The 21,324-nt window shown below is 69.8% G+C and carries 18 protein-coding genes; 4 read left to right on the top strand and 14 right to left on the bottom strand.

Going from position 1 to position 21,324, the window contains the following annotated elements:
- Nucleotides 1–11: 11 nt before the first annotated feature.
- The gene (locus Van01_RS16395; protein WP_204007836.1) at nt 12–506 is read right to left on the bottom strand and encodes a pyridoxamine 5'-phosphate oxidase family protein; all 495 of its coding nucleotides are present in this window, start codon (nt 504–506) and stop codon (nt 12–14) included.
- Nucleotides 507–611: 105 nt separating this feature from the next.
- Nucleotides 612–1,109, bottom strand: coding sequence for a polyadenylate-specific 3'-exoribonuclease AS (locus tag Van01_RS16390; protein WP_204007834.1), 498 nt, complete (start codon nt 1,107–1,109; stop codon nt 612–614).
- Between the two features lie 264 nt (nt 1,110–1,373).
- Here Van01_RS16390 and Van01_RS16385 point away from each other — a divergent pair, with 264 nt between their 5' ends.
- Nucleotides 1,374–2,066, top strand: a complete 693-nt coding sequence (locus Van01_RS16385; RefSeq protein ID WP_093401197.1) for a Crp/Fnr family transcriptional regulator — start codon at nt 1,374–1,376, stop codon at nt 2,064–2,066.
- Nucleotides 2,067–2,146: 80 nt separating this feature from the next.
- Here the strand turns inward: Van01_RS16385 and Van01_RS16380 are convergent, their stop codons facing one another.
- Nucleotides 2,147–2,356: a hypothetical protein gene (locus Van01_RS16380; protein ID WP_099850916.1), complete on the bottom strand. Its 210-nt coding sequence runs from the start codon at nt 2,354–2,356 to the stop codon at nt 2,147–2,149.
- A 165-nt stretch (nt 2,357–2,521) separates the two neighbouring features.
- On the opposite strand from Van01_RS16380, the gene Van01_RS16375 reads away from it, so the two are divergent.
- The gene (locus tag Van01_RS16375; protein WP_204007825.1) at nt 2,522–6,085 is read left to right on the top strand and encodes an ATP-binding protein; all 3,564 of its coding nucleotides are present in this window, start codon (nt 2,522–2,524) and stop codon (nt 6,083–6,085) included.
- Nucleotides 6,086–6,140: 55 nt separating this feature from the next.
- Here the strand turns inward: Van01_RS16375 and Van01_RS16370 are convergent, their stop codons facing one another.
- The 11 genes from Van01_RS16370 to Van01_RS16320 all read right to left on the bottom strand — a co-directional run bounded on the left by Van01_RS16370 (nt 6,141) and on the right by Van01_RS16320 (nt 17,945).
- The gene (locus Van01_RS16370) at nt 6,141–6,833 is read right to left on the bottom strand and encodes a lysophospholipid acyltransferase family protein (RefSeq protein ID WP_204007822.1); all 693 of its coding nucleotides are present in this window, start codon (nt 6,831–6,833) and stop codon (nt 6,141–6,143) included.
- 147 nt (nt 6,834–6,980) lie between these two features.
- Complete coding sequence (locus Van01_RS16365; RefSeq protein WP_239099119.1) at nt 6,981–9,254, bottom strand: MMPL family transporter; 2,274 nt, start codon at nt 9,252–9,254, stop codon at nt 6,981–6,983.
- A 114-nt stretch (nt 9,255–9,368) separates the two neighbouring features.
- Nucleotides 9,369–10,577: a nitric oxide synthase oxygenase gene (locus Van01_RS16360; protein WP_204007820.1), complete on the bottom strand. Its 1,209-nt coding sequence runs from the start codon at nt 10,575–10,577 to the stop codon at nt 9,369–9,371.
- An 80-nt stretch (nt 10,578–10,657) separates the two neighbouring features.
- On the bottom strand, nt 10,658–11,281 hold the full coding sequence (locus tag Van01_RS16355; protein ID WP_099850909.1) for a sterol desaturase family protein: 624 nt from the start codon (nt 11,279–11,281) through the stop codon (nt 10,658–10,660).
- Nucleotides 11,282–11,285: 4 nt separating this feature from the next.
- Nucleotides 11,286–12,128, bottom strand: a complete 843-nt coding sequence (locus Van01_RS16350) for an SDR family oxidoreductase (protein ID WP_099850907.1) — start codon at nt 12,126–12,128, stop codon at nt 11,286–11,288.
- Nucleotides 12,129–12,130: 2 nt separating this feature from the next.
- Nucleotides 12,131–12,709, bottom strand: coding sequence for a flavin reductase family protein (locus Van01_RS16345; RefSeq protein ID WP_204007818.1), 579 nt, complete (start codon nt 12,707–12,709; stop codon nt 12,131–12,133).
- Nucleotide 12,710: 1 nt separating this feature from the next.
- On the bottom strand, nt 12,711–13,193 hold the full coding sequence (locus tag Van01_RS16340) for a type II toxin-antitoxin system RatA family toxin (protein ID WP_204007816.1): 483 nt from the start codon (nt 13,191–13,193) through the stop codon (nt 12,711–12,713).
- Nucleotides 13,186–14,487, bottom strand: a complete 1,302-nt coding sequence (locus tag Van01_RS16335; RefSeq protein WP_204007814.1) for an aspartate aminotransferase family protein — start codon at nt 14,485–14,487, stop codon at nt 13,186–13,188. The genes Van01_RS16340 and Van01_RS16335 overlap by 8 nt, the downstream gene beginning before the upstream one ends.
- Complete coding sequence (locus Van01_RS16330; RefSeq protein WP_204007812.1) at nt 14,484–15,548, bottom strand: SDR family oxidoreductase; 1,065 nt, start codon at nt 15,546–15,548, stop codon at nt 14,484–14,486. Before Van01_RS16330 ends, Van01_RS16335 begins: the two co-directional genes overlap by 4 nt.
- Before the next feature lie 99 nt (nt 15,549–15,647).
- Complete coding sequence (locus Van01_RS16325) at nt 15,648–16,748, bottom strand: acyl-CoA dehydrogenase family protein (RefSeq protein ID WP_239099118.1); 1,101 nt, start codon at nt 16,746–16,748, stop codon at nt 15,648–15,650.
- A gap of 486 nt (nt 16,749–17,234) precedes the next feature.
- A complete protein-coding gene (locus tag Van01_RS16320; RefSeq protein WP_239099117.1) occupies nt 17,235–17,945 on the bottom strand; it encodes a response regulator transcription factor in 711 nt (236 codons plus the stop codon).
- Between the two features lie 914 nt (nt 17,946–18,859).
- On the opposite strand from Van01_RS16320, the gene Van01_RS16315 reads away from it, so the two are divergent.
- Together Van01_RS16315 and Van01_RS16310 are read left to right on the top strand one after the other, a co-directional pair.
- On the top strand, nt 18,860–19,708 hold the full coding sequence (locus Van01_RS16315) for a DUF308 domain-containing protein (RefSeq protein ID WP_204007805.1): 849 nt from the start codon (nt 18,860–18,862) through the stop codon (nt 19,706–19,708).
- Nucleotides 19,709–19,882: 174 nt separating this feature from the next.
- Nucleotides 19,883–21,298 (top strand): alpha,alpha-trehalose-phosphate synthase (UDP-forming), encoded by a 1,416-nt coding sequence (locus Van01_RS16310; protein ID WP_204007803.1) that lies wholly within the window; start codon nt 19,883–19,885, stop codon nt 21,296–21,298.
- Nucleotides 21,299–21,324 lie beyond the last annotated feature (26 nt).

The following is a 21,324-nucleotide window of genomic DNA, read 5'->3' as shown; positions in this document are numbered from 1 at the left end:
CCCGCTACCGGTCAGTAGCCAGCCTCCCGGCGATCGGCCGGAGATCCACCGCTTGACGCCGCGCCGACCGGGCCGATCAACTCGGCCTGGCCACCCCGGGCGTCCCAGCACCGGGCGGCCGTGGGGTGCACGACGACAAGCGTCAGACCCGCCGTCGCCGGACCGTCCGGGAACCACGCGGCCAGTCCCGGGTGCCACAGCCGCTCGGCGCGCGCCTGGTCATGGTCGTCCCGGGCGCTGCCGGTGATCGATGCCCACACCTGGGCCCGCGGGTCGTGCAGGCTCAGCTCGATCTCCGGGTTCACCCGCACCTGCCGGACCGTCGACGATCCGGCGTACGCGAAGAACCACAGCTGCCCGTCGAACTCCGCCCGCTGAAGCGTCATCGGCCGGGCCACCAGCCGACCGTCGAGGGAGAGCGTGGTCAGGGTGCAGATCCGCGCGGCCCGGATCAGCTCGGTGATCCGGGTCCGGGCCTGCCGGCCGCCGAGCACCCCGCCGCTCACGTCGGTACTCCACTGCACCTGTTCACGCCGGCACTCCCTCGCCTCGACCCGTCGGCGAACCCGGTGCCCGGGACGGCACGGGTCAAACCACCGAAATACCGGATCTCACGAACCGGTCATCGCCCGCCACCGGGCCAGGTTGTGCCGGGCGTCGACAAGCGCGTCGTGCCGGGCCGCAGCGGCGTTCGGCAGTGGCGGCCGGCCCCGGTCGTCCCACAGCTGCCGCAGCTCCTTGGTGTACCTGGGGATCTCCCGAGGCAACGCCGGCATCGCACCCCACAACTGGGCCAGCGCCACGTGGTCGTACGCCGCGTACCAGGCCCACAACTCCAGATCCTCGCCAGGGTTGCCGCGGATCGGCTCGACCAGGAAGTCGTACAGGTCGTCGCGGATACGTTCGCGGGACCGCCAGGACCTGTCGGCCGGCGAGGGCAGCTTGTCCAGCACGTTGCGGCGGACCCAGGGCACCGCCCGGGACGCGTCGAACTCGGTGGAGACCGCGTAGAACTCGCGGCCGTGCTCGTCGACGACGCCGATCGAGACCAGCTCGACGGTCCGGCCGTCCTCGATGAACTCACAGTCGTAGAAGTAGCGGTAGGCCATCCGCACCATCCTCGCCGACGGTCACCGCGGCCCGACGATCGGGTCGCCGACACCGGGAGCGCTTCCATCGGCCCTCGGGAGGTCACGCCCCAGCTCGAACCGGTCACGGAAGTGATTTGAGGGGTGTACAGCACGCGACCGGACCGTCATGATCTGATGTGTTACCGCTGCCGGACGCCGAACGGGTGTCGGATCACCTCGTCAAGGGCCGCCAGGCTCACCCGGTGAGCGAGTTGGGGTCCTTGACCGGGGAGGGGTGGGGCCGTGGAGATGCGCTTGCCGGAGCCGGGCGACGCGCTCACCGGCGTCGACATGTTCGCCGGACTCGAGCCGGAGGTACGCCAACGGGTGGTTGCCGCGGCGGTGCCCCGGACGTACCGCAAGGGTCAGTTGCTGTTCGTGGAGAACGACCCGGGCGAGTCGCTGATCATCCTGCGGCGCGGCGCGGTGGCCGTGTTCCGGACCGCGCCCACCGGCGAGCGGGCGATCCTGACCGTGATGCGACCGCCGGACGTGCTCGGTGAGGTCTCCCTGCTGGACGCCTCGACCCGGTCGACCTCGGCGGAGGCGATCGAGGACACCGCCGCGCTGGCGCTGTCCCGGCCGGCGTTCATGGAGCTGGTGCATTCGAACGCCCGCATCCTCGACGCGGTGATGCGCTCCCTCGGTGCGTTGATCCGCCGGCTGACCGAGCAGAACGCCGACCACGTCTTCCTCGACCTACCCGGCCGGGTGGCCAAGACGCTGGTCCGGCTCGCCGGTGAGAGTCAGGCCCCGATGATCACCATCGAGCTGAACCAGAGCCAGCTGGCCGAGATGGCCGGTGGTTCCCGGCAGAGCGTCAACCAGGCGATCGGGTCCTTCGCCAACCGGGGTTGGCTGCGTACCGAGGGCCGGCGGATCGTCGTCACCGACGTGCCCGCGCTGCGCCGACGCGCCGGGATGAACGAGCGCTGAGCGGCCCGCCGCCGTCGAGGACATCAGGTACGCGGGCGGGGCCGGGACGATCGTCCCGGCCCCGCCCGCACTCGTTGTGGTCAGGGCTTGGTGCTGCCCGGCCCGACCCATTCGGTGTCGCCCGGTCCGACCCAGTCCGTACCGTCCTTGCCACCGCCGGGCACCTCGCCGACGATCCCCTGCGCCTGCAACTGGGCGAGCGTGGCGGCGTCCACGTCCACCGAGTCCCCGGCGGAGTGGGTGACCCCGTTACCGTCGGTCCAGTCGCTCTTCAGCATCACGTACACCATGGAGCTGTCCCCCTATCAGCTGTCGACAAATCGGCTGCCTGAATCTAGCCGTTCCGGAACGTGTTGAGCTGCCCGGCTGAGTGTCCACAAACCAACAGCCCGGTACCCGACAGTGCGTCGGACGGCGATACTCGATGCTGCGCCCCGGGGCGTCGGGGCCTGCCAGTGGAGGGTGTCATCGCCGCGCAGTGTGACCGCTGTGGACGTACCGCCGCCGAGGGCGACCGCTTCTGCGGTGGCTGCGGCGCGGAACTCGGTGCCGTCTGCCCGCACTGCCTGCGCCCGCTCGCCCCCGACGTGGCCTTCTGCACCTCCTGCGGGGCGCCCCGCGCCGGCACCGACCGGCCGGCCACCATGAACCAGGAGGATCGTCGCCGGGTAAGCGTGCTCTTCGTCGACCTGATCGACTTCACCCCGTACGTCGAGCGGGCCGATCCGGAGCTGGTACGCGGCATGCAGACCGGCTTCTTCTCCGCCGCCCGTCGAGTGGTCGGCCAGTACGGCGGCGTGGTGGAGAAGTACATAGGCGACGCGGTGATGGCGCTGTTCGGTGCGCCGGTGGCCACCGAGACCGACGCGTTGCGGTGCGTGCGGGCCGGGCTGGAGTTGCAGCGGGTGCTGACCCGGTTCACCCCCACCGGCACCGACGGGCTGCGCTTCCGGGTCGGCGTGGCGACCGGGGAGGCGCTCGTCGACGTGGCCGCCGCCCGCGACGGCGGGCAGGCGATCGTCGCCGGTGACGTGGTCAACACCGCCTCCCGGTTGCAGTCAGCGGCACCGCCCGGCGGCGTGCTTGTCGACGGTGCCACGCACGCGTTGACCCGGGACACCATCCGGTACGACGAACAGCCCCCGGTCACCCTGCGCGGCCGGTCCGCGCCGACCGAGGTGTGGCTGGCCCGGTCCGCAGTACGCCAGCAACCCACCGACCGGGAGCCGGACACCACGCCCCTGATCGACCGGGAACACGAGCTGGGCATGCTCGTCAACGCCCTGCACCGCAGCCTGCGCGACCGCCGGCCCCAGGTGGTGACCGTCTTCGGCCGGGCCGGCATCGGCAAGAGCCGACTCGTCCGCGAGTTGCACAGGCACACCGGCCGGCTGGTGGACGAGCCGCTGACCTGGCGGATCGGCAGGTGCCCACCGTTCGGCGAGAACGTCACGTTCGCCGCGCTCGCCGACATCGTCAAGGCCGAGGCGGGCATCCTGGACACCGACCCGGCCGCCAGCGCCGCGCAACGACTCACCGCCGCCGTCGGGGAGCTCGTCGGTGTCGCCGAGCGGGACCGGGTCACCGACGCGCTGCGTCCGCTGGTCGGGCTGGCCGGCACCCCGCTGCCGGCCGAGGAGGCGGAATCGGCGTGGCGGCGGTTCCTGCTGGCCCTCGCCGCCCGCCGCCCCACCGTGCTGGTCTTCGAGGACCTGCACTGGGCCGACGACGCGATGCTGCGTTTCGTGGAACTGCTGGGCGCGGCGGCCCGGGACGTGCCGCTGCTGCTGCTGTGCACCGCCCGTCCCGAACTTGTCGACAGGGATCCGAGTTGGGCGGGGACCATCACCGGCTCGGTCACCATCGCCCTGCCGCCGTTGCGGGACACCGGCATCGCCGCGTTGTACGCGCACATGTTCGGCCAGGCCGCGTTCTCCGCCGACCTGCTGACACCGCTGATCGAGGTGGCCGGCGGCAACCCGCTCTACGCCCACGAGTACGTCCGGATGCTTATCGAGCAGGGGGCGCTGCGACAGTCCGGACGCGGCTGGTCGCTGGAGAAGCACCTGGACCTGCCGATGCCGGAGAGCGTGCACGCGGTCATCGCCAACCGGGTCGACCTGCTCGACGCCAAGGACCGGACCGCGCTGCTGGCCGCCGCGGTCGTCGGCGTCCAGTTCTGGCCGGGTGCGGTGGCCGCCGCCGTCGGACAGCCTGTCGAGTCCGTCGAGCGGGCCCTACGCCGGCTCGAACAGCGGGACTTCGTCCACGAGCAGGCCGACTCCACGATGGCCGGTCAGCCGGAGTACCGCTTCCGGCACGTCCTGGTCCGCGACGTGTGCTACCAGCGGCTGCCCCGCACCGAGCGGGTGGCCCGACACGAACGCACCGCCGACTGGCTGGACACGCTGTCGCAGAGTCGGGACACCGACCTGGCCGAGGTGCTTGCCCACCACCGTTGGGCGGCGCACGAGATCGCCCGTTCGCTGGGCATGGAGACCCGCCGCTACGCCGCGCCGGCACGGGCCGCGCTGCACCGGGCGGCGCGCCGGGCGTACGCGCTGCACGGCCTGGACGCCGCCGCCAGCCACGCCGCCCGGGCGCTCGGCCTGGCCGACGACTCCGATCCGGTGGGTCGGCTCCAGTTGGAGCTGCTCAGCACCGAGATCTCGTTCCACCGTGACGGCAACGCCTTCCTCTCCAGTGGCGGGCCGGAGCAGGTGCAGGCGCTCGCCGAGCGACTGCTCGCGTACGGCGACGAGGCGTGCGCGGCGCGGGCCTGGACGCTGCTCGGCCAGGCGGCGTGGCTGCGGGCCGACCGGCCGGCGGCGCTGGCCTGCCTGGACCGGGCGGTACGGCTGTTCGAGCCGCTTCCGGACAGCGCGCAGAAGGCCGACGCCTTCGCCGAGCTGGGGCGGCTGCACATGCTCAACTACGAACGTGATCCGGCGGTGGCGGCGGCGGACACGGCAGCGGAGATCGGCGAACGGCTCGGGCTGACCGAGACCCGCACCAACGCCCGGATCACCGCGGCCACCGCCCGGTACCAGGCCGGCGACCGCGCCGGGCTGGACGAGTTGTACAGCATCGTCGAGGTCAGCCGGGCCGGGCAGTTGCTCGCGCTGCCCCGGGCCACGCAGAACCTCGCCTACGCCGTCTGCGAGGAGGGCGACTGGGTACGCTCCAACGCTCTGCTCTCGGCTGTGCCGGCGCGTACCGCGAGCGGGCAGACCCTGACCACCAGCTACTCCAGCGAGGCGATGCGAGCCTGGTTCGAGGGAGACTTCGGCCGGCTGCTCGCCGCCGCCGAGGCGTTCGTGGACACCCCGACCGGCAGTTGGGACATGCAGGTGCGCGGCCTGCGGTCGTGCCTGCTGGTGCTGCGTGGCCAGCCGGTGCCACCGGGGCCACCCACCGACCAGTCGACCGACGGGACACCGCCACGCGACGACGTGGCCGCCGCGTTGGACATCGCGCGGCGCAGCGGCTTCCACCGGCTGCACTGGACGATGCTCGCGATGGGGGCGCTGTGCCGGGCGGTACAGGGTCGCCTCGACGAGGCCGCCGCGCTCGTCGACGAGTTGGCCGAGTCGTGGAGTGCGGTGCCGGCGCTGGCCAGCGGCGAGTGGATCGCCGCGGCCAGTTGGGCGGCGTGCCTCACCGGCCGCAAGCCCGCCGCCCGGATACGCGCCATGCTCGACCAGGTCGGCCACCGTACGCCCTGGTCGGAAGCGGCGCTGCGGACGGTGACCGGCGCGCTGGCCGGCGCCGACGACAACCACCAGCACGCCGCCGAGCTGCACCTGGCCGCCGCCGAGACCTACGCCGGCATCCCCGACGTCACCGACCGGATGCTGGCGCTGACCTTCGCGGTACGCGAACTGACCGCCGCCGGTGACCACGCGGCGGCCGACGCGCCCCTGGCCGAGCTGCGCGCCTTCGCCCACCGCAACGGCGCACCCGGCCTGCTCGCGCTGGCCCACCCACCCGTCGACGCCGCGCGGACCCTCGCCTCCTGAGTCCTCGCCGGCCCGACCGCGTCCCCGCCCGGTCCGCCGACCCGGGGTCGGCGGCTCAGGCCGGGACCGGCGTGGCGGGCTGGGTCTTGAGCTTCTGGGCGTAGATGTCGACGTACTCCCGACCGGAGAGCTCCATCAACTCGTACATGATCTCGTCGGTGACCGCGCGTTCGACGAACCGGTCACCGGCCAGCCCGGCGTAGCGGGAGAAGTCGAGCGGCGGGCCGAAGCGGATCCGGACCTGCGCCAGCTTCGGGATGAGCTGACCGGGCGGCTGGATCTCGTCCAGGTTGAGCATCACCACCGGTACGACAGGCGCGCCGCTCTCCAACGCCAGCCGGGCCACGCCGGTCTTGCCCCGGTAGAGCCGACCGTCGGGCGACCGGGTGCCCTCCGGGTAGATGCCTGCGATGCCGCCGGCCCGCAGCACCGTGAGCTGGGTGTCCAGCGCGGCGCGGGCGGCCCGGCCGCCGGAGCGGTCCACCGGGATGGTGCCGGTACCTGTGAAGAACATCTTGGTCAGCCAGCCCTTGATCCCCTTACCGGTGAAGTACTCCGCCTTGGCCACGAAGGTGACCTTCCGGGGCACGATCAGCGGCGTGAAGATCGAGTCGGAGAAGGAGAGGTGGTTGCTGGCCAGGATGACCGGACCGGCAGCCGGTACGTGGTGCAGACCCTCCACCCGCGGCCGGAAGATGAGCCGCAGCAGCGGGCCGAGCAGCACGTACTTCAGCAGCCAGTAGAGCACCGGCGTCCCTTCCCCGAAGTGCCCACCCGGGTGGACCGGGCGGTGGTGGCACGAGCCTACGAACCCCCACCCGCCCACCACAACGCCTCAGTTGTGGGGCACCGACGTCCCTTGTGCCGGGCGAGGTCGGCGTCGTCGCCCTCCGGGTCAACCCGCTGCGCTGTGCAACGCGTCTGGTGGTCCGGCCGGCATGGTGGTGGGCTCGGCTGGTGCATGGTGGATACCGAGGGTTCGGTGCAGCGACTGGATGGGTCGGGGCGCCCACCAGTTCGCTCGGCCTGCCAGTCGCATGAACGCCGGGACGAGGGCCGCCCGGACGATTGTGGCGTCAACGATGATGGCGAGCGCGAGGCCGACGCCGAGGAGCTTGATGATGGAGATGTCGCCGGCCGCCAGACCGATGAAGACGATGGCGATGAGCGCGGCGGCGGCGGTGATGATGGGGCCGGTGCGCTGCAGGCCGGTGGCGACGGCGTCGGTGTTGTCGTGGGTCTTGTCGTACTCCTCCTTGATGCGGGAGAGCATGAAGACCTGATAGTCCGTGGCCAGGCCGAAGGCCAGGAAGAACAGCAGCACCGGGATGGATATCTCGATGGTGCCGGTGCTTGTGAAGTTGAGCAGCCCCGCCAGGTGACCTTCCTGGAAGCCCCAGACCATCGCGCCGAAGGCTGCGGACAGGCTGAGCACGTTGAGTACCAGACTGATGAGTGGCAGGAGAACGCTGCCGAAGACAACCATCAGGACGAGGAAGCTGACCGCCGCGATCAGCGCTCCGGCGAGGGGTAGCCGGTCAGCGATGAGGGCCTTTCCGTCAAGTAGTTCAACGGATGGACCAGCCAGCTTGACGGAGAACGGAGCCTCGGTGGCGCGGATGCGCTTGACCAACGCTTCGCCCTCTGGCGAAACGGGCTCGACATCAGGCACCACCTGAAGCCAGGTGGCCGTCGCCGTGGCGAAACGGGCGGTGGCAGGTCCGGGTGGAGCGACCTGCTGGCCGTTGGTGTAGCTGCCGGTCACGGCGTCAACGCGGGCGACACCCTCGATGCGGGAGAGGGTGGTGGCGTACTCGCTGACAGCTGTGGTCTGGGTGGCGGGATCTCCGATGTCGGTGGCCACGGCGGCGATGGCGTCGGCGTCGCGGGTGTCGAAGTCGGTGCGGAGCTGGTCGGCGACCTGCCGTGCGGTGGCGGTCGTGGGTAGGGCGCGGTCGTCGACGTCGCCGAAGCGGATGCCGACAACAGGCGAACCGAGCAGGAGCAGGATCGCCACCGCGACGGTGGCCACGATCACCGGGCGACGCATGACGGCATGGGCGATGCGCTGCCAACCGGTGCCCTCGCGTCGCTTGGCGCGACGCACGGCCAGGGCGTTGACGCGATGGCCGAGCACCGCGAGCAGCGCGGGAAGAACGACTATCGCGGCGATTGTGGCGCAGGCGACCACCGCAATGCCGGCGTAGGCGATGGACCGCAGGAACATCTGTGGGAACACCAGGAGGACCGCAAGGGAGCCGGCCACGGCGAGCGCGCTGACCGCGACGGTACGGCCGGCGGTGTTGACCGTCCGGAGCACAGCCTGAGGTACGTCGAGACCTGTGGCCAGTTCTTCGCGGAACCGCGAGACGATGAACAGGCTGTAGTCGATGGCGAGACCCAGACCGAGCGCCGTGGTGAGGTTGAGCGCGAAGACGGAAACGTCGGTGAGGCCGGCGAGGCCGTAGAGGATGAGCAGGGCCCCGAGAACTGTGAAGATCCCGACGGCGACCGGAAGCAGTCCGGCGACGAGCCCGCCGAAGACCACTATCAGCAGGATCAGGGTGATCGGCAACGCGATCACCTCAGCGCGGATGAGGTCCTTCTCGCTCTGGACACTGAGCTGCCGGATCACCTCGGCGCTGCCGCCCACGGCCACCCGGAGGGTGCCGTCGGACTGGGTGTAGGCGGTGCTGAGATCACCCGCCCGGGCCTCGATGGTCTTGTCGTCGCCGGTGATGCGTCCGACGACGATGGCCTTGGTTCCGTCCCTCGACTTGAGCGACGGCAGGCCGGTGGTCCAGTAGGAGGCGACGTCGACGACACCGGGCTCGGCGGCCAGCCGACTCGTCAGGGCCTGGCCAGCCGCGGCAGCCTCGGGGCTGTCCACATCGCCCGCTCCGGCGTCGGCCAGAAGAATGATGTTGGGTTCGCCGGCCTTGAATTCGACCTCGAGGGCCTGCACGGCCGCGGCGACCTCGTCGCCAGCGTCATTGAAGCCTCCGCCAGCGAGTCGTTCAGTGACACCACCGGCGGTCAGACCGGCGGCCACGAGCACCGCGACGGCGAGAACGAGCACGATAGCGCGGGCGCGCACGGTGAGGTGGCCCAGCCAGTTCAGCATTCTAGTCCTTCTGGGGATTCTCCGAGTGGCGAGCATGGCGATCATCGCAGGTGGAAATGAAATCGGTGTGAAGCGATGACTCTTGTTCGCGTGCGGCCGAGCAGGTGGACGCTGGAAAGTGCGGGCTGCGGCGCTCAACTCTGCGCCGCACACCGATCATCACATGTATTTGTTCGGCTGTGGGGATGCTCCCGTGACGGGACAACGTCCAGCAGCCACGGGGGCGGCGGCACCGAGGGAAAGGGCACGCGCCTCCGGGTCCAGGTAGAAGTTGGGGCGAAGGTCGGCTTCATGGTAATAGCGGTGGAAAACGGGGGTGGTGCTGCCCGACAGAGGCGGCACGATCCACGTCCAGTCGGTCGGGACGGGACGGCCGAGGCGCGCCTCCCGCTCGAGATGGGTGCAGAAAAGGTGCGCCTCGGTATGGTGATCGCTGATGCGCATGCCTGCGGCAGTGAACGAATGCAGCACGGCTATGTTGAGTTCGACCAGGGCCCGGTCGCGCCAGAGTGTCACGTCGGTGCTGGTGTCGAGGCCGAGATTTTCGGCCACGACGAGAAGCATGTTGTAGCGGTCGAGGTCCGCGAGATTGCGCGCACCGATCTCGGCACCGAGGTACCACCCGTTGAACGGGGCACACGGGTAGTGGATCCCGCCAATTGTCAGACGCATGTGAGAGATCGCCGGCACGACGTGCCAACGCAGGTCAAGATTGGCGAACCAGGGGTGTTCGGGGTGGGTGAGGTGAACCTCGCTGACGGCATGTTCCGGCAGATCGAACAGGCGAGGGCCGTCGGCGGGGGTGTCGATGACCAGAGGAAGGATGTCGAATGCGCTTCCCTTGCCGATCCAGCCCATCGCGGTGACGGTGGCGGTGAAGTCGACGTACCGTGGATCGCCCACCACGCTGCCGTCGGATCGACGGTGCCCCGCGTAGCGGATGAGCTGTTCGTTCCAGATGCGGGCGTAACGCTCACCAGGCCGGGCTGGAGGAAAGACCGTGATGGTGGGCCGGATGTTGCCGTTGTTGGTCGCGGTGCACAGATGCTCGACCAGGCTGCTGTAGATGCCGTCGGCACTGTGCACGTCACGACGATCGAGCAGACGCAGGCTGCGCCAGTAGAGGCGACCGATGCAGCGCGACGAGTTACGCCAGGCGACGCGGGCACCGAAGGTCAGTTCCGCACGGGTGTGCGTGTAGGTGCCGGTGGCGGCGATCTCGGCGCGGACCGCGGCCAACCGAGGGAGCAGGTTCCGCGAGTCGTCGTTCTCGTCGTGGAACAGCCGGAGGAACGCTTCGGCCTCGTCCACGTCGGTCGGGGCGTCGGGATCCCACCGGGAGGTGGGGACGTCCCGGTACCCGGGCACTCCCCCACCTCCCGACGGCGAACTCGGGACGGATTGCGGACCGGGCTGGCCGACACCGGTCGCCTGGAGATAGGTGTCTGTCACTGTGCGGCCCGCCGGCTACGGCTGATCGCGGTGCCGAACACCTTGTCCCAGTAGGGTGCGGAAACCCCGAACCCGCGGCCGTCGTCGCGGAAGTGGTGACGCATGTGCAACTCGTGCAGCCACTTCATCGGACCAGCCTTGGGTCGTGAGTGGTGCAGGTAGAGATGGATGAGGTCGTAGGCGAGGTAGCCGAGAACGAAGCCGGCCGCGTACATGCTCGGCAGGTCCAGCACCACTATCGACACCACCAGGGCGGTCCCGACGATCGGGACGGACAGCAGCGGGGTCATGATTGACCGGCGGGAGTCCTGCGGGTAGTCGTGGTGCAGGCCGTGGACGATGCGGTGGAACCAGGCACCCCAGCCTTGTTCCGGTTCGAAGTGCAGCACGATGCGGTGGCCCCAGTACTCGACGAGGGTCCAGGTCAGGTAGCCGCCGACCGCCCATCCGACAAGAGCCAGCGGACCGGCCTGGTCGAGCGAGGCCACTGCCGCGACGACGATGACCGGCAGGTAGAGAGCGACCGCGACAAGCGGGTGGACATGGACGATGTGGTCGATGAATGTGGATGAGAAGACGGCCGGACCGCGGCCACGCAGAATCGCTCCCCGATTGGCCATGGGTCTACACCTCACGGGTCAGATTCGTCGCCCGAGCCCGCTCCTCGTACCGGACGCGAGCGGCAGCATCGGTGGTCTTCAGCAACTGGTCGGCCTTGAGCAGCCGCCCTGCGGCGTCACGCAGGCCTTGCGGCAGCAGACCGAGGATGCGGGTGACCGGGTTCGTCCAGCCCGGCACGTAGACGTGGTAGCGGGGCCGGCGGGCGGTGCGTACGGCGGCCCCGGCGATGTCGGTGGCCTTCAGGTAGGGCACGAAACGGCCCTTACCGACTCCGGAGGTCAGTTCAGTCTGCGCGGGAATCGGCAGGATGATGGACAGATCGACGCCGGCTCCGCGAAGTTCGCCCCGTACCGCTTCGGAGAGGCCGACGACGCCGTGCTTGGCGGCGGAGTAGGTGGCACAGCCGGGCAGGCCCACCATTCCGACGGCGGAGACCATGTTGATGATGTGGCCACGCCCCCGGGCGCGCATCCGCGGCATCACCGCCTTCATGCCGTTGATGGTGCCGAGCAGGTTGACGTTGAGCTGCTGAGCGGTGGCGTCATCGCTCTCGTGTTCGAGGCGCCCGACGAGCATGACGCCGGCGTTGTTGATCAGGACGTCGATCGGCCCGAGGGCTTCCTCGACCTGCCGGCAGAACTTCTCCACACTGCCGGAATCCGTGACGTCGAGGGGGAAGGCGATCGCGCCGATCGACCTGGCCGTGCTGGTGGCTCGATCGAGATCGCGGGCGCCGATGGCGACCTGGGCTCCGGCCGCGATGAACGCCTCGGCGGTGGCACGGCCGATGCCGAGACTGCCGCCCGTGATTGCGACGACCTTGCCGGAAAGGGTGTGTTTGGCCATGGTCAGGACCTCCTGGGCTGGTCGGACAAGTGATCACCAGCGGCCGGGGCCAGCCGCCGGTAGCTTCGGGCGTGCCACAGCAAGGGCTGCCCGGCGTGATGGGAGACGGCCGTGATCCGACCGACGACGATTGTGTGGTCGCCGCCGGGGTGGGTCTGCTCGACGGCGCAGGTGAACACGGTGAGCGCATCGCTCAGTACGGGCACCGCGTCGACGATGCGGTACGGGGCGCAGGTGAACCGGTGCCCCGGGTACGGCTCCGGGTTGGCGAACGTGTGGGCCAGCCTGCGGTGCCCGGCGGGAAGTGTGTTGACGGCGAACCGTCCGTGTGCGCGTAGCCGGGCGAGTGTGCCGGACGTGTTGGCGGCACAGACCAGTAGCAGCGGTGGATCCAGGGACAGGGACGAGACCGCGCTGGCTGTCATCCCCGCTGGTCCGTCGGGCGTGAGGGTGGTGACCACAGTCACCGCTGCCGGCAACTGAGCGAACGCCTCACGCAGTGCCTGGATGGTGACAGCCGCGGGCGCGGCTGCTTCGTCGCGTCCGGTGGCCGCCGCGTCGCGAGTGGCCGCGCTCGACATGTCATCCCCTCTGCGCGACGGCGAGCCCGGGTGCGTCGGCGTCACTGAACGCGACGTCGTCCCCGAGCAGACCATGCATGATGAGCTGGATACTCTCCGTCAGCGCCTCACAGGCGATCGGGTTGACGATGGCCGCGAGGCTGGGCATTCCGAGGTCGAAGGTGCACGCGAAGCGCACCCTGACGCCGGAGTCGTCCGGGCTCACCGACCAGGAGCCGTCGAAGCGGTGGAAGTCGCCGTCGGTCTGGCTGAACGCGATTGTCTGATTGGCGTCGTCGAAGGTGTCGCGTTCGGTCCAGCAGAGCACGCCGTTGCGGAAGTTGACCGACCAGCGGGCCTCCACGTTGTGGTCATCGACGGGGAGAACCCTGACCTCCCGGACGGCATCGGTGTACCGGGGGTAGGCACCGAAGTCGCGAAGCTTGCGGTAGACCTCGGCTGCGGTGGTTGTCGGGACGAGGGCGTCGATCGTGACATCAGGCACGGCGGATGGCCTTTCGGTGTGTCGTTGCGTGGCGGACGAGTTGGCGCGCCGCGGTGCTCAGCGCGCCGTGCAGCTCGTCAAGGTCACGGTCAGTCATGACCGCCGGAGGGGTCAGTCGGACGACGCGATGCGCGTTGAGGGAGTGATTGACGACCACGTTGGCCTCCAGCAGATGCAGCATCAGCTGCCCGGCCAGTGCTTCGTCGGCGAGTTCGACACCCAGCAACAGCCCTCGACCACGGATGTCGGTGACCACATCGCCGCGCAGTCCGCCGAGCGTCTCCTCGAGCAGACCCCGGATGCGCTCACCGAGGCTGGCGGCCCGGGCCACCAGCCCGTCGCGGGCGATGATCCGCACCGCCGCGGCGGCAGCGGCCATCGCCACCGGAGCGCCGGCGAAGGTGGAGGTGTGCAGGAACGGGTCGTTGTCGAGCGGCGCATAGGTGTGGGCGGTCGCGACCGCGGCAGCGACGGGGACGACACCGCCGGAGAGGTTCTTACCCACGAGCAGGACGTCCGGCCGTATCCGCTCGTCGTCGGCGCCCCACCAGGAGCCGAGACGTCCAAGGCCGGTCTGGATCTCGTCGAGCACGAAAATCGCCTCGTGGACGCGACAGAGTTGCTGCACTCGGGACAGGTAGCCGGACGGGGGAACGATCACGCCGCCCTCGCCCTGGACCGGTTCGACCACGACGCACGCCTGCCCAGGATGCTCGGCCAGCACGGCTTCCAGGGCCGATGCGTCGCCGTACGGCACGTGGATGCTGTCCAGCAGTGGCCGGAAGGGGTCCTGGAACACCGGTTTCGCGGTCAGCGCGAGCGCGCCTGTGGTCTTGCCGTGGTAACCGCCGGTCGTCGAGACCAGAACATGCTTGCCGTGGGCCCGGGCCAGCTTGATCGCGGTCTCCGTCGCCTCGGCACCGGAGGTGACGAAGTGGGCGTAGTCCAGTCCCTCCGGCGTCACCTCCGCGAGGGCCGCCGCCGCCGTGGCCGCCGTCGGTTCCAGCAACAGCCGGGTGGCCATGGGATGGCGGCGGATCTGATCTATCACCGCCTCGGTCACTTCCGGGTGCGCGTGCCCGAGCAGGAACACGCCGTAGCCGCCGCAGTCGAGGTACCGTCGGCCCGTCGAATCCCAGACGTGTGCGCCGGAGGACGCGACCTCGACCGCTGCGCCGGTCATCGCGGCGATCCTGGCCCGGCCTCGGCCGATGTGTCGGCGGTAGGTCTCCAGCACCATCGCCGCGTCGATGCCGGCAGCCGGTGCGGCCCTGGTCCCCACGGCGCTGGTCATGCCGGTGCCCCCACCCGCGAGGAAAGCGGCACCGCCAGCTTCTTGGTGTGGGCAAGGTAGATCAGCGACGCCCGGTAGGCGTCGGTGACCTGCTCGGCCGTCAACGCCGCGGTCTGCCGCGGCAGTTGCCCAAGCGTGCTGGGGAACACCGGTGCGTTGACAAACAGCGCGGTCATCGCGAGCAGGTCATCGAATCGCCGCCGCGCGGTCGGTGGCAACGGGTCGATGAACACTGGACGGATCAGCCTGTCCACCATTTCCGGCTCGACCATCCTGGGGCGGTTCACCTCGATACCGAGTTCGGCACCGACGGTCACCGCGGTATCGACAAGCGCCTCGATCGAAGGGGCGGCCCGCCCGGCGGTGATCCACACCTCCCCGTCGCGGTGCCTGTCGAAGACCAGAGCGGCGATCGCGCGGGCGACCACGTCGCACGGCACGAAGTCGAGCCGCGAGGATGCCGGCATCGGCATCAGCGGAAGAAGGTTACGCAGCAGCACTGTGGAGATCTCGTGCAGGCCCTGGAAGCGGCTGATCACGCCGGTGCGGGAATCGCCGATCACCACTGAGGGCCGGATCAGCACCGCTGGAAGGCCGCTGTCGCGCACCAACCGCTCCGCCAGGCGCTTGGAGTCCAGATAGTCCTCGGGACGCGCGCTCGCGTCGTTGCTGCCGCAGCCGAGTGACTGCCGGGTCAGCTCGGTGCGGGCAACGAACGCCGTGGACACGTAGTACAGGGGTGCGCCCGCGTCCGCGGCGAAGGCGATCACCTCCCGGGTCCCGGCGACGTTGACGTTCTCGGCGATCTGGCGACCGCCGGAAAAGCCGGTGTGCGCGGCGCAGTGGACCACCGCATCGACCCTGGCGGCCAACGACGCGTAAGCGGCCGGGTCCAGGCCGAGTCTCGGCGCGGTGATGTCACCGGCGACCGACTCGGTCGCGCCGGGGCAGGGGGTCCGATGCACCAGGGCCACCACGTGAGCAGGCGCCAGTTCCGGAATGAGGGCGGTGCCGATCACCCCGGACGCGCCGGTCAGCAGCACCGTTCGAACAGCCGTCATGATCACAACCTTGGGTTGGCAGAGGTGATGTCAACGCCGACGGCAGGCAGGTCGGCGAGGTGAGGCGAGGCATCAGGGAGCGGGATCGGCACCGCCGGCCTACGGCACGCGCAGCGGACCACCGGTGAAGTAGTCCCGCAGCGACGAGGCCATCCGGTGGCGTGCGGGAGGGTGGAACGCCAACGCCCGACAGGCGCCCGCGAGGTAGGCGACCTCTCCCGACGAGATGAACGCCATTCCCCCCAGGGCCTCGATGGTCAGATCGAGCACCCGGGTTATCGCGTCCTGCACCGCGTAGCGGCAGACGAGCACGTCGGCCAGCCGATCCTCACCGATCGCCCCCGGCCTGGTGGCGGTGCCCTCCACAAGCAAGGTCGCCGCCCGTATCGTGCTGGCTACCTGCGCCTGCACCCCGACATCAGCGCTTGTCGACCCCAGCAGGCGGTCGGCCAGCGCGGTCGCCGCACCGAGATAGCTGGCCGACATCAGCAGCTCGAACCATACGAACCCAACTGTCTGCAGGTGGTCCAACCGGTCTCCGTCGACCAGTTCCGTCCGCACCACAAGGTTCTGCGGAACCTCGACATCGGTGAGGGTCACCTCGTCACTTTCCGCACCGGCGAGTGACGGGGTGTTCCAGAACGGCCGCACCGACACTCCGGGTGACGAGGCAGGCACCACCGCGATCGCGAGCTGCGGGTTGCCATCGGCTCCCGGAAGGACGACTGACGCCGACAGGAGGTCCATCGACCGGGCCAGACTGCACGGCTTCTTCGTTCCATTGAGCACGACCACACCGTCTCGCTCGGTGGCCGTCATCGTCGGCGTGAGGATTCCCTGACCGGCACGGCCCTCGGCGAATCCGGAGGCGACCAGAAGACTGTCGCGGGCGACCGCGGTCAGTAACATCCACTCCATTCCGGAAGAACGCGTAGCCAACTCGACAAGCGATGCCATCGAGAAGTGATGCATCGTCGTGGCAACAGCCAACGACGGTGACCGAGAGCCGATTGCCCGCTGCACCTGGGTGGCGGTCAGCAGATCCCCACCGAGCCCACCGTGTTCCTGCGGCACCAGCAGCGCCGGCCCACCAGCCTCCTTGAACACCGCCAAACCCGGCGCGTCCGGCTGCTCCCAAGTCGCCAGCGGCGCCTCGGCCAGCCGCTTGTCCAGCCCTGGTAGTACCTCGTCAAGTACCACGCGCGCTTCATCGAGCAGCCGCATACTTGGAGCCCCTCACTCAGCGAACCGTCATCGTGCGTCCCTCGTGGAGTCGCCTCATCCAACGGATGGCCGCGCTCCTGGTGGTACGCGATCCAGGCTAGGGATCGGACCTGCAACAGATGTCACAGCCGACGGCAGGGCTCAGACAATTCTTCTGCACGAACGGAAAAGGGCAACTGCAGGTCGCTTGCATCCCCGCTGACCACAAATTCCACCAAGTGGCGGAAGAGAGCAAGCCAGACATTTGGGCGCACCGTCGAACCAGTTGGTCGGGTGGGCGACGCCAGAGCCGTTCGCTGCGCACCAGGCTTCGGCGGCGGCCGGAAGAGGCGTCGCCGGGGCAGCTGCGGCGGGGCCGCGTCAGCGCTTCCCGCCACGAGGGGGGTCCGGGCGCGCAGGGCTCAAGCGCCGTTCCGGCGTGGTGTCACGCTGGACCGAGTCAGGAGGACCCGGAACGGTGTCCTACCCGGAAGATCTGCTGACGCCCCGGTCGGTGTCCGGCATTCGGACGCGGAATCCGACACCCCGCACCGACTCGATCCACCGTCGATCGCCGAGTTTCGTCCGCAATGATCCGACGTGGACATCCAGGGTCCGGGTCGAGCCGTGCCAGTTCTCGTCCCACACCCGTTCGATCAGCTCCTGACGGCCGACCACCGCACCCGGGTCGTCGAGCAGTACCGCGAGCAGATCGAACTCCCGCCGGGTAAGCGTGACCTCGCGGTCGTGCAGTGAGGCGCGGCGCACCCGGAGATCGACCTGAAGCGGGCCATGGCGCCGCCGCTCCTCCGCGGGCCCCGCCGACGGCACCCGGAGCGCGCGACCAACCTCGCCCACCGCACCGCGCCGCACCACCGCGTCCATCCGGGCCAGCAACTCCCGCATGCTGTACGGCTTCACGACAAAATCGTCAGCGCCCGTCTCCAACAGCAGGACCCGGTTGAGCTCGTCACCACGACCAGTCACCACGATGATCGGGATCCACGACTGTTGCCGGATGCGCCGGCACACCTCCTGGCCATCCAGATCTGGCAGGCCCAACTCCAGCAGGACGAATTCGGCCTTCCCGAGCGCTGTCAACGCCTCAAGGCCGGTCGTCACGTGCTCGACATCGTGCCCGAAACGCCGCAGCGCCTCGACCATCGTCCCGGCGAGCGATTCATCGTCTTCCACCACAAGTACCCGCACAGTCTCTGCCCCCAGTTAACCTCGGGTACGCCTTATGGGTGGACACGCCTATCGCGGGGATCCGCCGTCAGCATAAGCGATTTCGATGCCGGCCTCCATGAGGAACCCGCCCTCGCCAGCGCGTGCAAAATGCGATCAGACAGCGCCGCACTAAACGGATGCGGTCGTGAACTTTGCTAATTACCAGGCCCGGCCCGACGCCTCCCCCCGGCCGTGAAGAATGCATAGCCGTTACGGTAGCGGAACACCTACCGAAGATGCCCGTCCGACGGACGCCACTTCAATGCTGTCGGGGGAGCGAGACCTCGGCGCAATGTCCGGCGTCAGCCGCCCGGATGGCCATCTGCCGCCCCCCGCCTGGCGGCACGTCGCACCGCGACACCAATGCGACTTACCGTATCCTGTCGCGTTATACCCGGTTACGGATCACACCTCGCGACACAGCTCCGGAGAATTAGCCGCAACTGAACCACCACGTCAGACGATCGCCATTCCGCGATCGACTTAGCAAGGTGACGGCAGGCCCGAAACCGCGACGCGCAGCGTCTACGGATCTCTCCAGTCGGGATAACGTCAGATACAAATCCGAAAATCGATTGTTGCGGCGCAAACCGAGGGTCGCTCCGCAGTGCGGGCCGGCTTCCTCTCTGCCGGGGCCCGCCCTGCGGTGGAGCGGAAAGTCGACAACGGACGGGAGGTGGCGGGGGTTCCGCATACGGGGACAAAAAAGGTGAAAGTGTCGGACGCGGCCCCGGACCTCACTCCGGTCGGCCGTACGCCGCGCCACAAGGCACTCCCCGAACCCACCCTCGACGTGTCACGATTCAGGGCACGGGGCGTGCGGGGGCGCGTCGAGGGGCTGCGGGGCGCGCCGGTGGCGCGATGAGGAGGATGGTCCGGTGTCAGCGGGTGGGGCCCGCCGGGGACGGCGGGACAACGGGCTCGACGCGAGCGAGTACGCCATCGCTGGCGATGTCGACCCGCGCGTCGGCGAGCACCTGCTCGACGTGCTGGCCGCCGGCGGGATCGCCGCCTACCTGCAACCGTCGGCCGACCTGAACCCGGTCACCCGCACCACCACCGTGCCGTCCCGGCCGGTGGACCGGCTCTACGTGGATCGCTCGCACCTGAGCACCGCCCGGGATTACCTCAGCCAGCTCGCCGACGAGTCCGGCGGCGCCCGCGCCAGCGAGGACCCGGACATCGACGCCGAGTGGGAGCGGATCGTCGCCGGCTTCCACACCCCGCCGGACTCCGGCGACCACCCGTGGCCCGCCGCCGAGAACGTGGACGACCAGGCCGGGCGGGGCGGTGGCACGGCGACCGCCACCCGCCCCGGCACCGAGGAGACCGGCCCGACCGCAACCGACGTACGCCGACTGCCGTACGCCGCCGACATCTCCGGCGTCTCGGTGGGGCGGGGCCCCCGCGACGGAGAGGGGCCGTCGCTGCTGGACGGCCTGGACACCTTCGGCACGGAGCTTCCTGACGACCCGGACGACGACGAGCGCTACGTTCCGCCGCCGCCACCGCCGCTGCCCCGGGTGTCGAAGTTCGCGATGGCCGGCATCCTCGCCGTGCTGCTCGGCTTCGTGCTCTTCCTCTTCCCCGATCTGCTCCCCGCTGACCAGGGCATCGTGACGTTGCTCGGCTTCACCGGCATTCTCGCCGGCTTCGTCACGCTGGTGTGGCGGCTGCGGCCCGGCGACGCCGACGACCGTGACCCGGACGACGGGGCCGTCGTCTGATTCACCGCGCAGGGTAGCCGCCCGGATACCGGGACGGCGACAGCCCGTGCCGGCGTGCGTAACAGTGGTGTAACTTACTGTCAGTAGGAATACCGCAGTACGTCACGTCACCCGCCGACTGCCCGGTTGTTCCTTCCTCGTGGCGGTCCTCCCCTGCTGATCGGAATGCCCGAGATGCGACAGAGTTCCCTCGTGGTGGTGGCCAACCGCCTACCCATCGACGACAGCGTGGCCCCCGACGGTGCCTGTGAGTGGCGCCGCAGCCCTGGTGGGCTGGTCAGCGCGTTGCACCCGCTGCTGCGACACACCCCGGCGACCTGGGTCGGCTGGGCCGGCGGGACCGGTCCCGCACCCGCCCTGCCCGACATCGACGGCGTACGGATGCACTCCGTGCCGCTCAGCGGCGAAGACCTGCGCGACCACTACGAGGGTTTCGCCAACGCGACGCTCTGGCCGATCTACCACGACGCGGTTGAGCAGCCGCAGCACCATCGGCGCTGGTGGGACGCGTACCTCCGGGTCAACCAGCGGTTCGCCGAGGCCACCGCGCAGGTGGCCGAGCCCGGCGCGGTGGTCTGGGTGCAGGACTACCACCTGCAACTGGTGCCGGGGCTGCTCCGCACCCTCCGACCCGACCTGCGCATCGGCTTCTTCCTGCACGTGCCCTTCCCGCCACCGGAACTGTTCATGCAGTTGCCCCGCCGGGCCGAACTGCTGCGCGGCATGCTCGGCGCCGATCTGGTCGGCTTCCAGCGCGCCCAGGCGGCGCACAACTTCGCCCAACTGGTCACGAAGGTGCTGGGGCTGCCGGCCACCGACCGGCGGATCGGCGTCGAGGACCGGGTGGTGCGCATCGGCGCTTTCCCGGTGTCGATCGACACCGTCGAGATGGCGGCGCTGGCCGACCGCCCCGACGTGGCCGACCGGGCCCGCCGCCTGCGTCACGACCTGGGCAGCCCTGACCAGGTGGTCCTCAGCGTCGACCGGATGGATTACACGAAGGGCATCGAGCAGCGGCTCAAGGCGTACAGCGAGTTGCTGGCCGGCGGGCACGTCAAGGTCCGCGACACGGTGCTGGTGCAGGTGGCGGTACCGAGCCGGGAGCGGGTCAGCCAGTACCAGATCCTCCGGGACCGGGTCGAGCGGGAGGTCGGGCGGATCAACGGCGAGTTCGGCCGGGTGGGTGAACCCGCGATCCACTACCTCACCCAACCGTTCGACCGCGCCGAACTGGCCGCGCTCTACCGGGTCGCGGACGTGATGGCGGTGACCCCGCTCCGCGACGGCATGAACCTGGTCGCCAAGGAGTACGTCGCCGCCCGGGTCGACGACACAGGCGCGCTGCTGCTCAGCGAATTCGCCGGGTCCGCCGCCGAGCTGCCGCAGGCGTACCTGGTCAACCCGCACGATCTGGAAGGGCTCAAGCAGGGCCTGCTCGCGGCGTTGCGGGCCGACCCCGCCGACATCCGGGAGCGGATGCGGGCGATGCGCGCCCACCTGCACGAACACGACATCCGGGCGTGGGCCCGCTCCTACCTGTCCACTCTCGACCAGAGCGGCTCGATGCTCAGCCGCCTCGGCGGCGGCTGAGCCCCGGCCCGCCCGGCCACGCCCGC

Origin of the sequence: Micromonospora andamanensis, from assembly GCF_016863495.1 — a bacterium.
Classification (GTDB): domain Bacteria; phylum Actinomycetota; class Actinomycetes; order Mycobacteriales; family Micromonosporaceae; genus Micromonospora; species Micromonospora andamanensis.
Note: the sequence above shows the minus strand (reverse complement) of the source record. Positions and strands in the feature narration are given on the sequence as shown.

Coding starts and splice junctions, on each gene's coding strand:
- Van01_RS16310 (WP_204007803.1), top strand. CDS start 19,883: ATGCGACAGAGTTCCCTCGTGGTGGTGGCCAACCGCCTACCCATCGAC.
- Van01_RS16335 (WP_204007814.1), bottom strand. CDS start 14,487: ATGACCAGCGCCGTGGGGACCAGGGCCGCACCGGCTGCCGGCATCGAC.
- Van01_RS16330 (WP_204007812.1), bottom strand. CDS start 15,548: ATGACGGCTGTTCGAACGGTGCTGCTGACCGGCGCGTCCGGGGTGATC.
- Van01_RS16390 (WP_204007834.1), bottom strand. CDS start 1,109: ATGGCCTACCGCTACTTCTACGACTGTGAGTTCATCGAGGACGGCCGG.
- Van01_RS16350 (WP_099850907.1), bottom strand. CDS start 12,128: ATGGCCAAACACACCCTTTCCGGCAAGGTCGTCGCAATCACGGGCGGC.
- Van01_RS16380 (WP_099850916.1), bottom strand. CDS start 2,356: ATGGTGTACGTGATGCTGAAGAGCGACTGGACCGACGGTAACGGGGTC.
- Van01_RS16355 (WP_099850909.1), bottom strand. CDS start 11,281: ATGGCCAATCGGGGAGCGATTCTGCGTGGCCGCGGTCCGGCCGTCTTC.
- Van01_RS16365 (WP_239099119.1), bottom strand. CDS start 9,254: ATGATCGCCATGCTCGCCACTCGGAGAATCCCCAGAAGGACTAGAATG.
- Van01_RS16345 (WP_204007818.1), bottom strand. CDS start 12,709: ATGTCGAGCGCGGCCACTCGCGACGCGGCGGCCACCGGACGCGACGAA.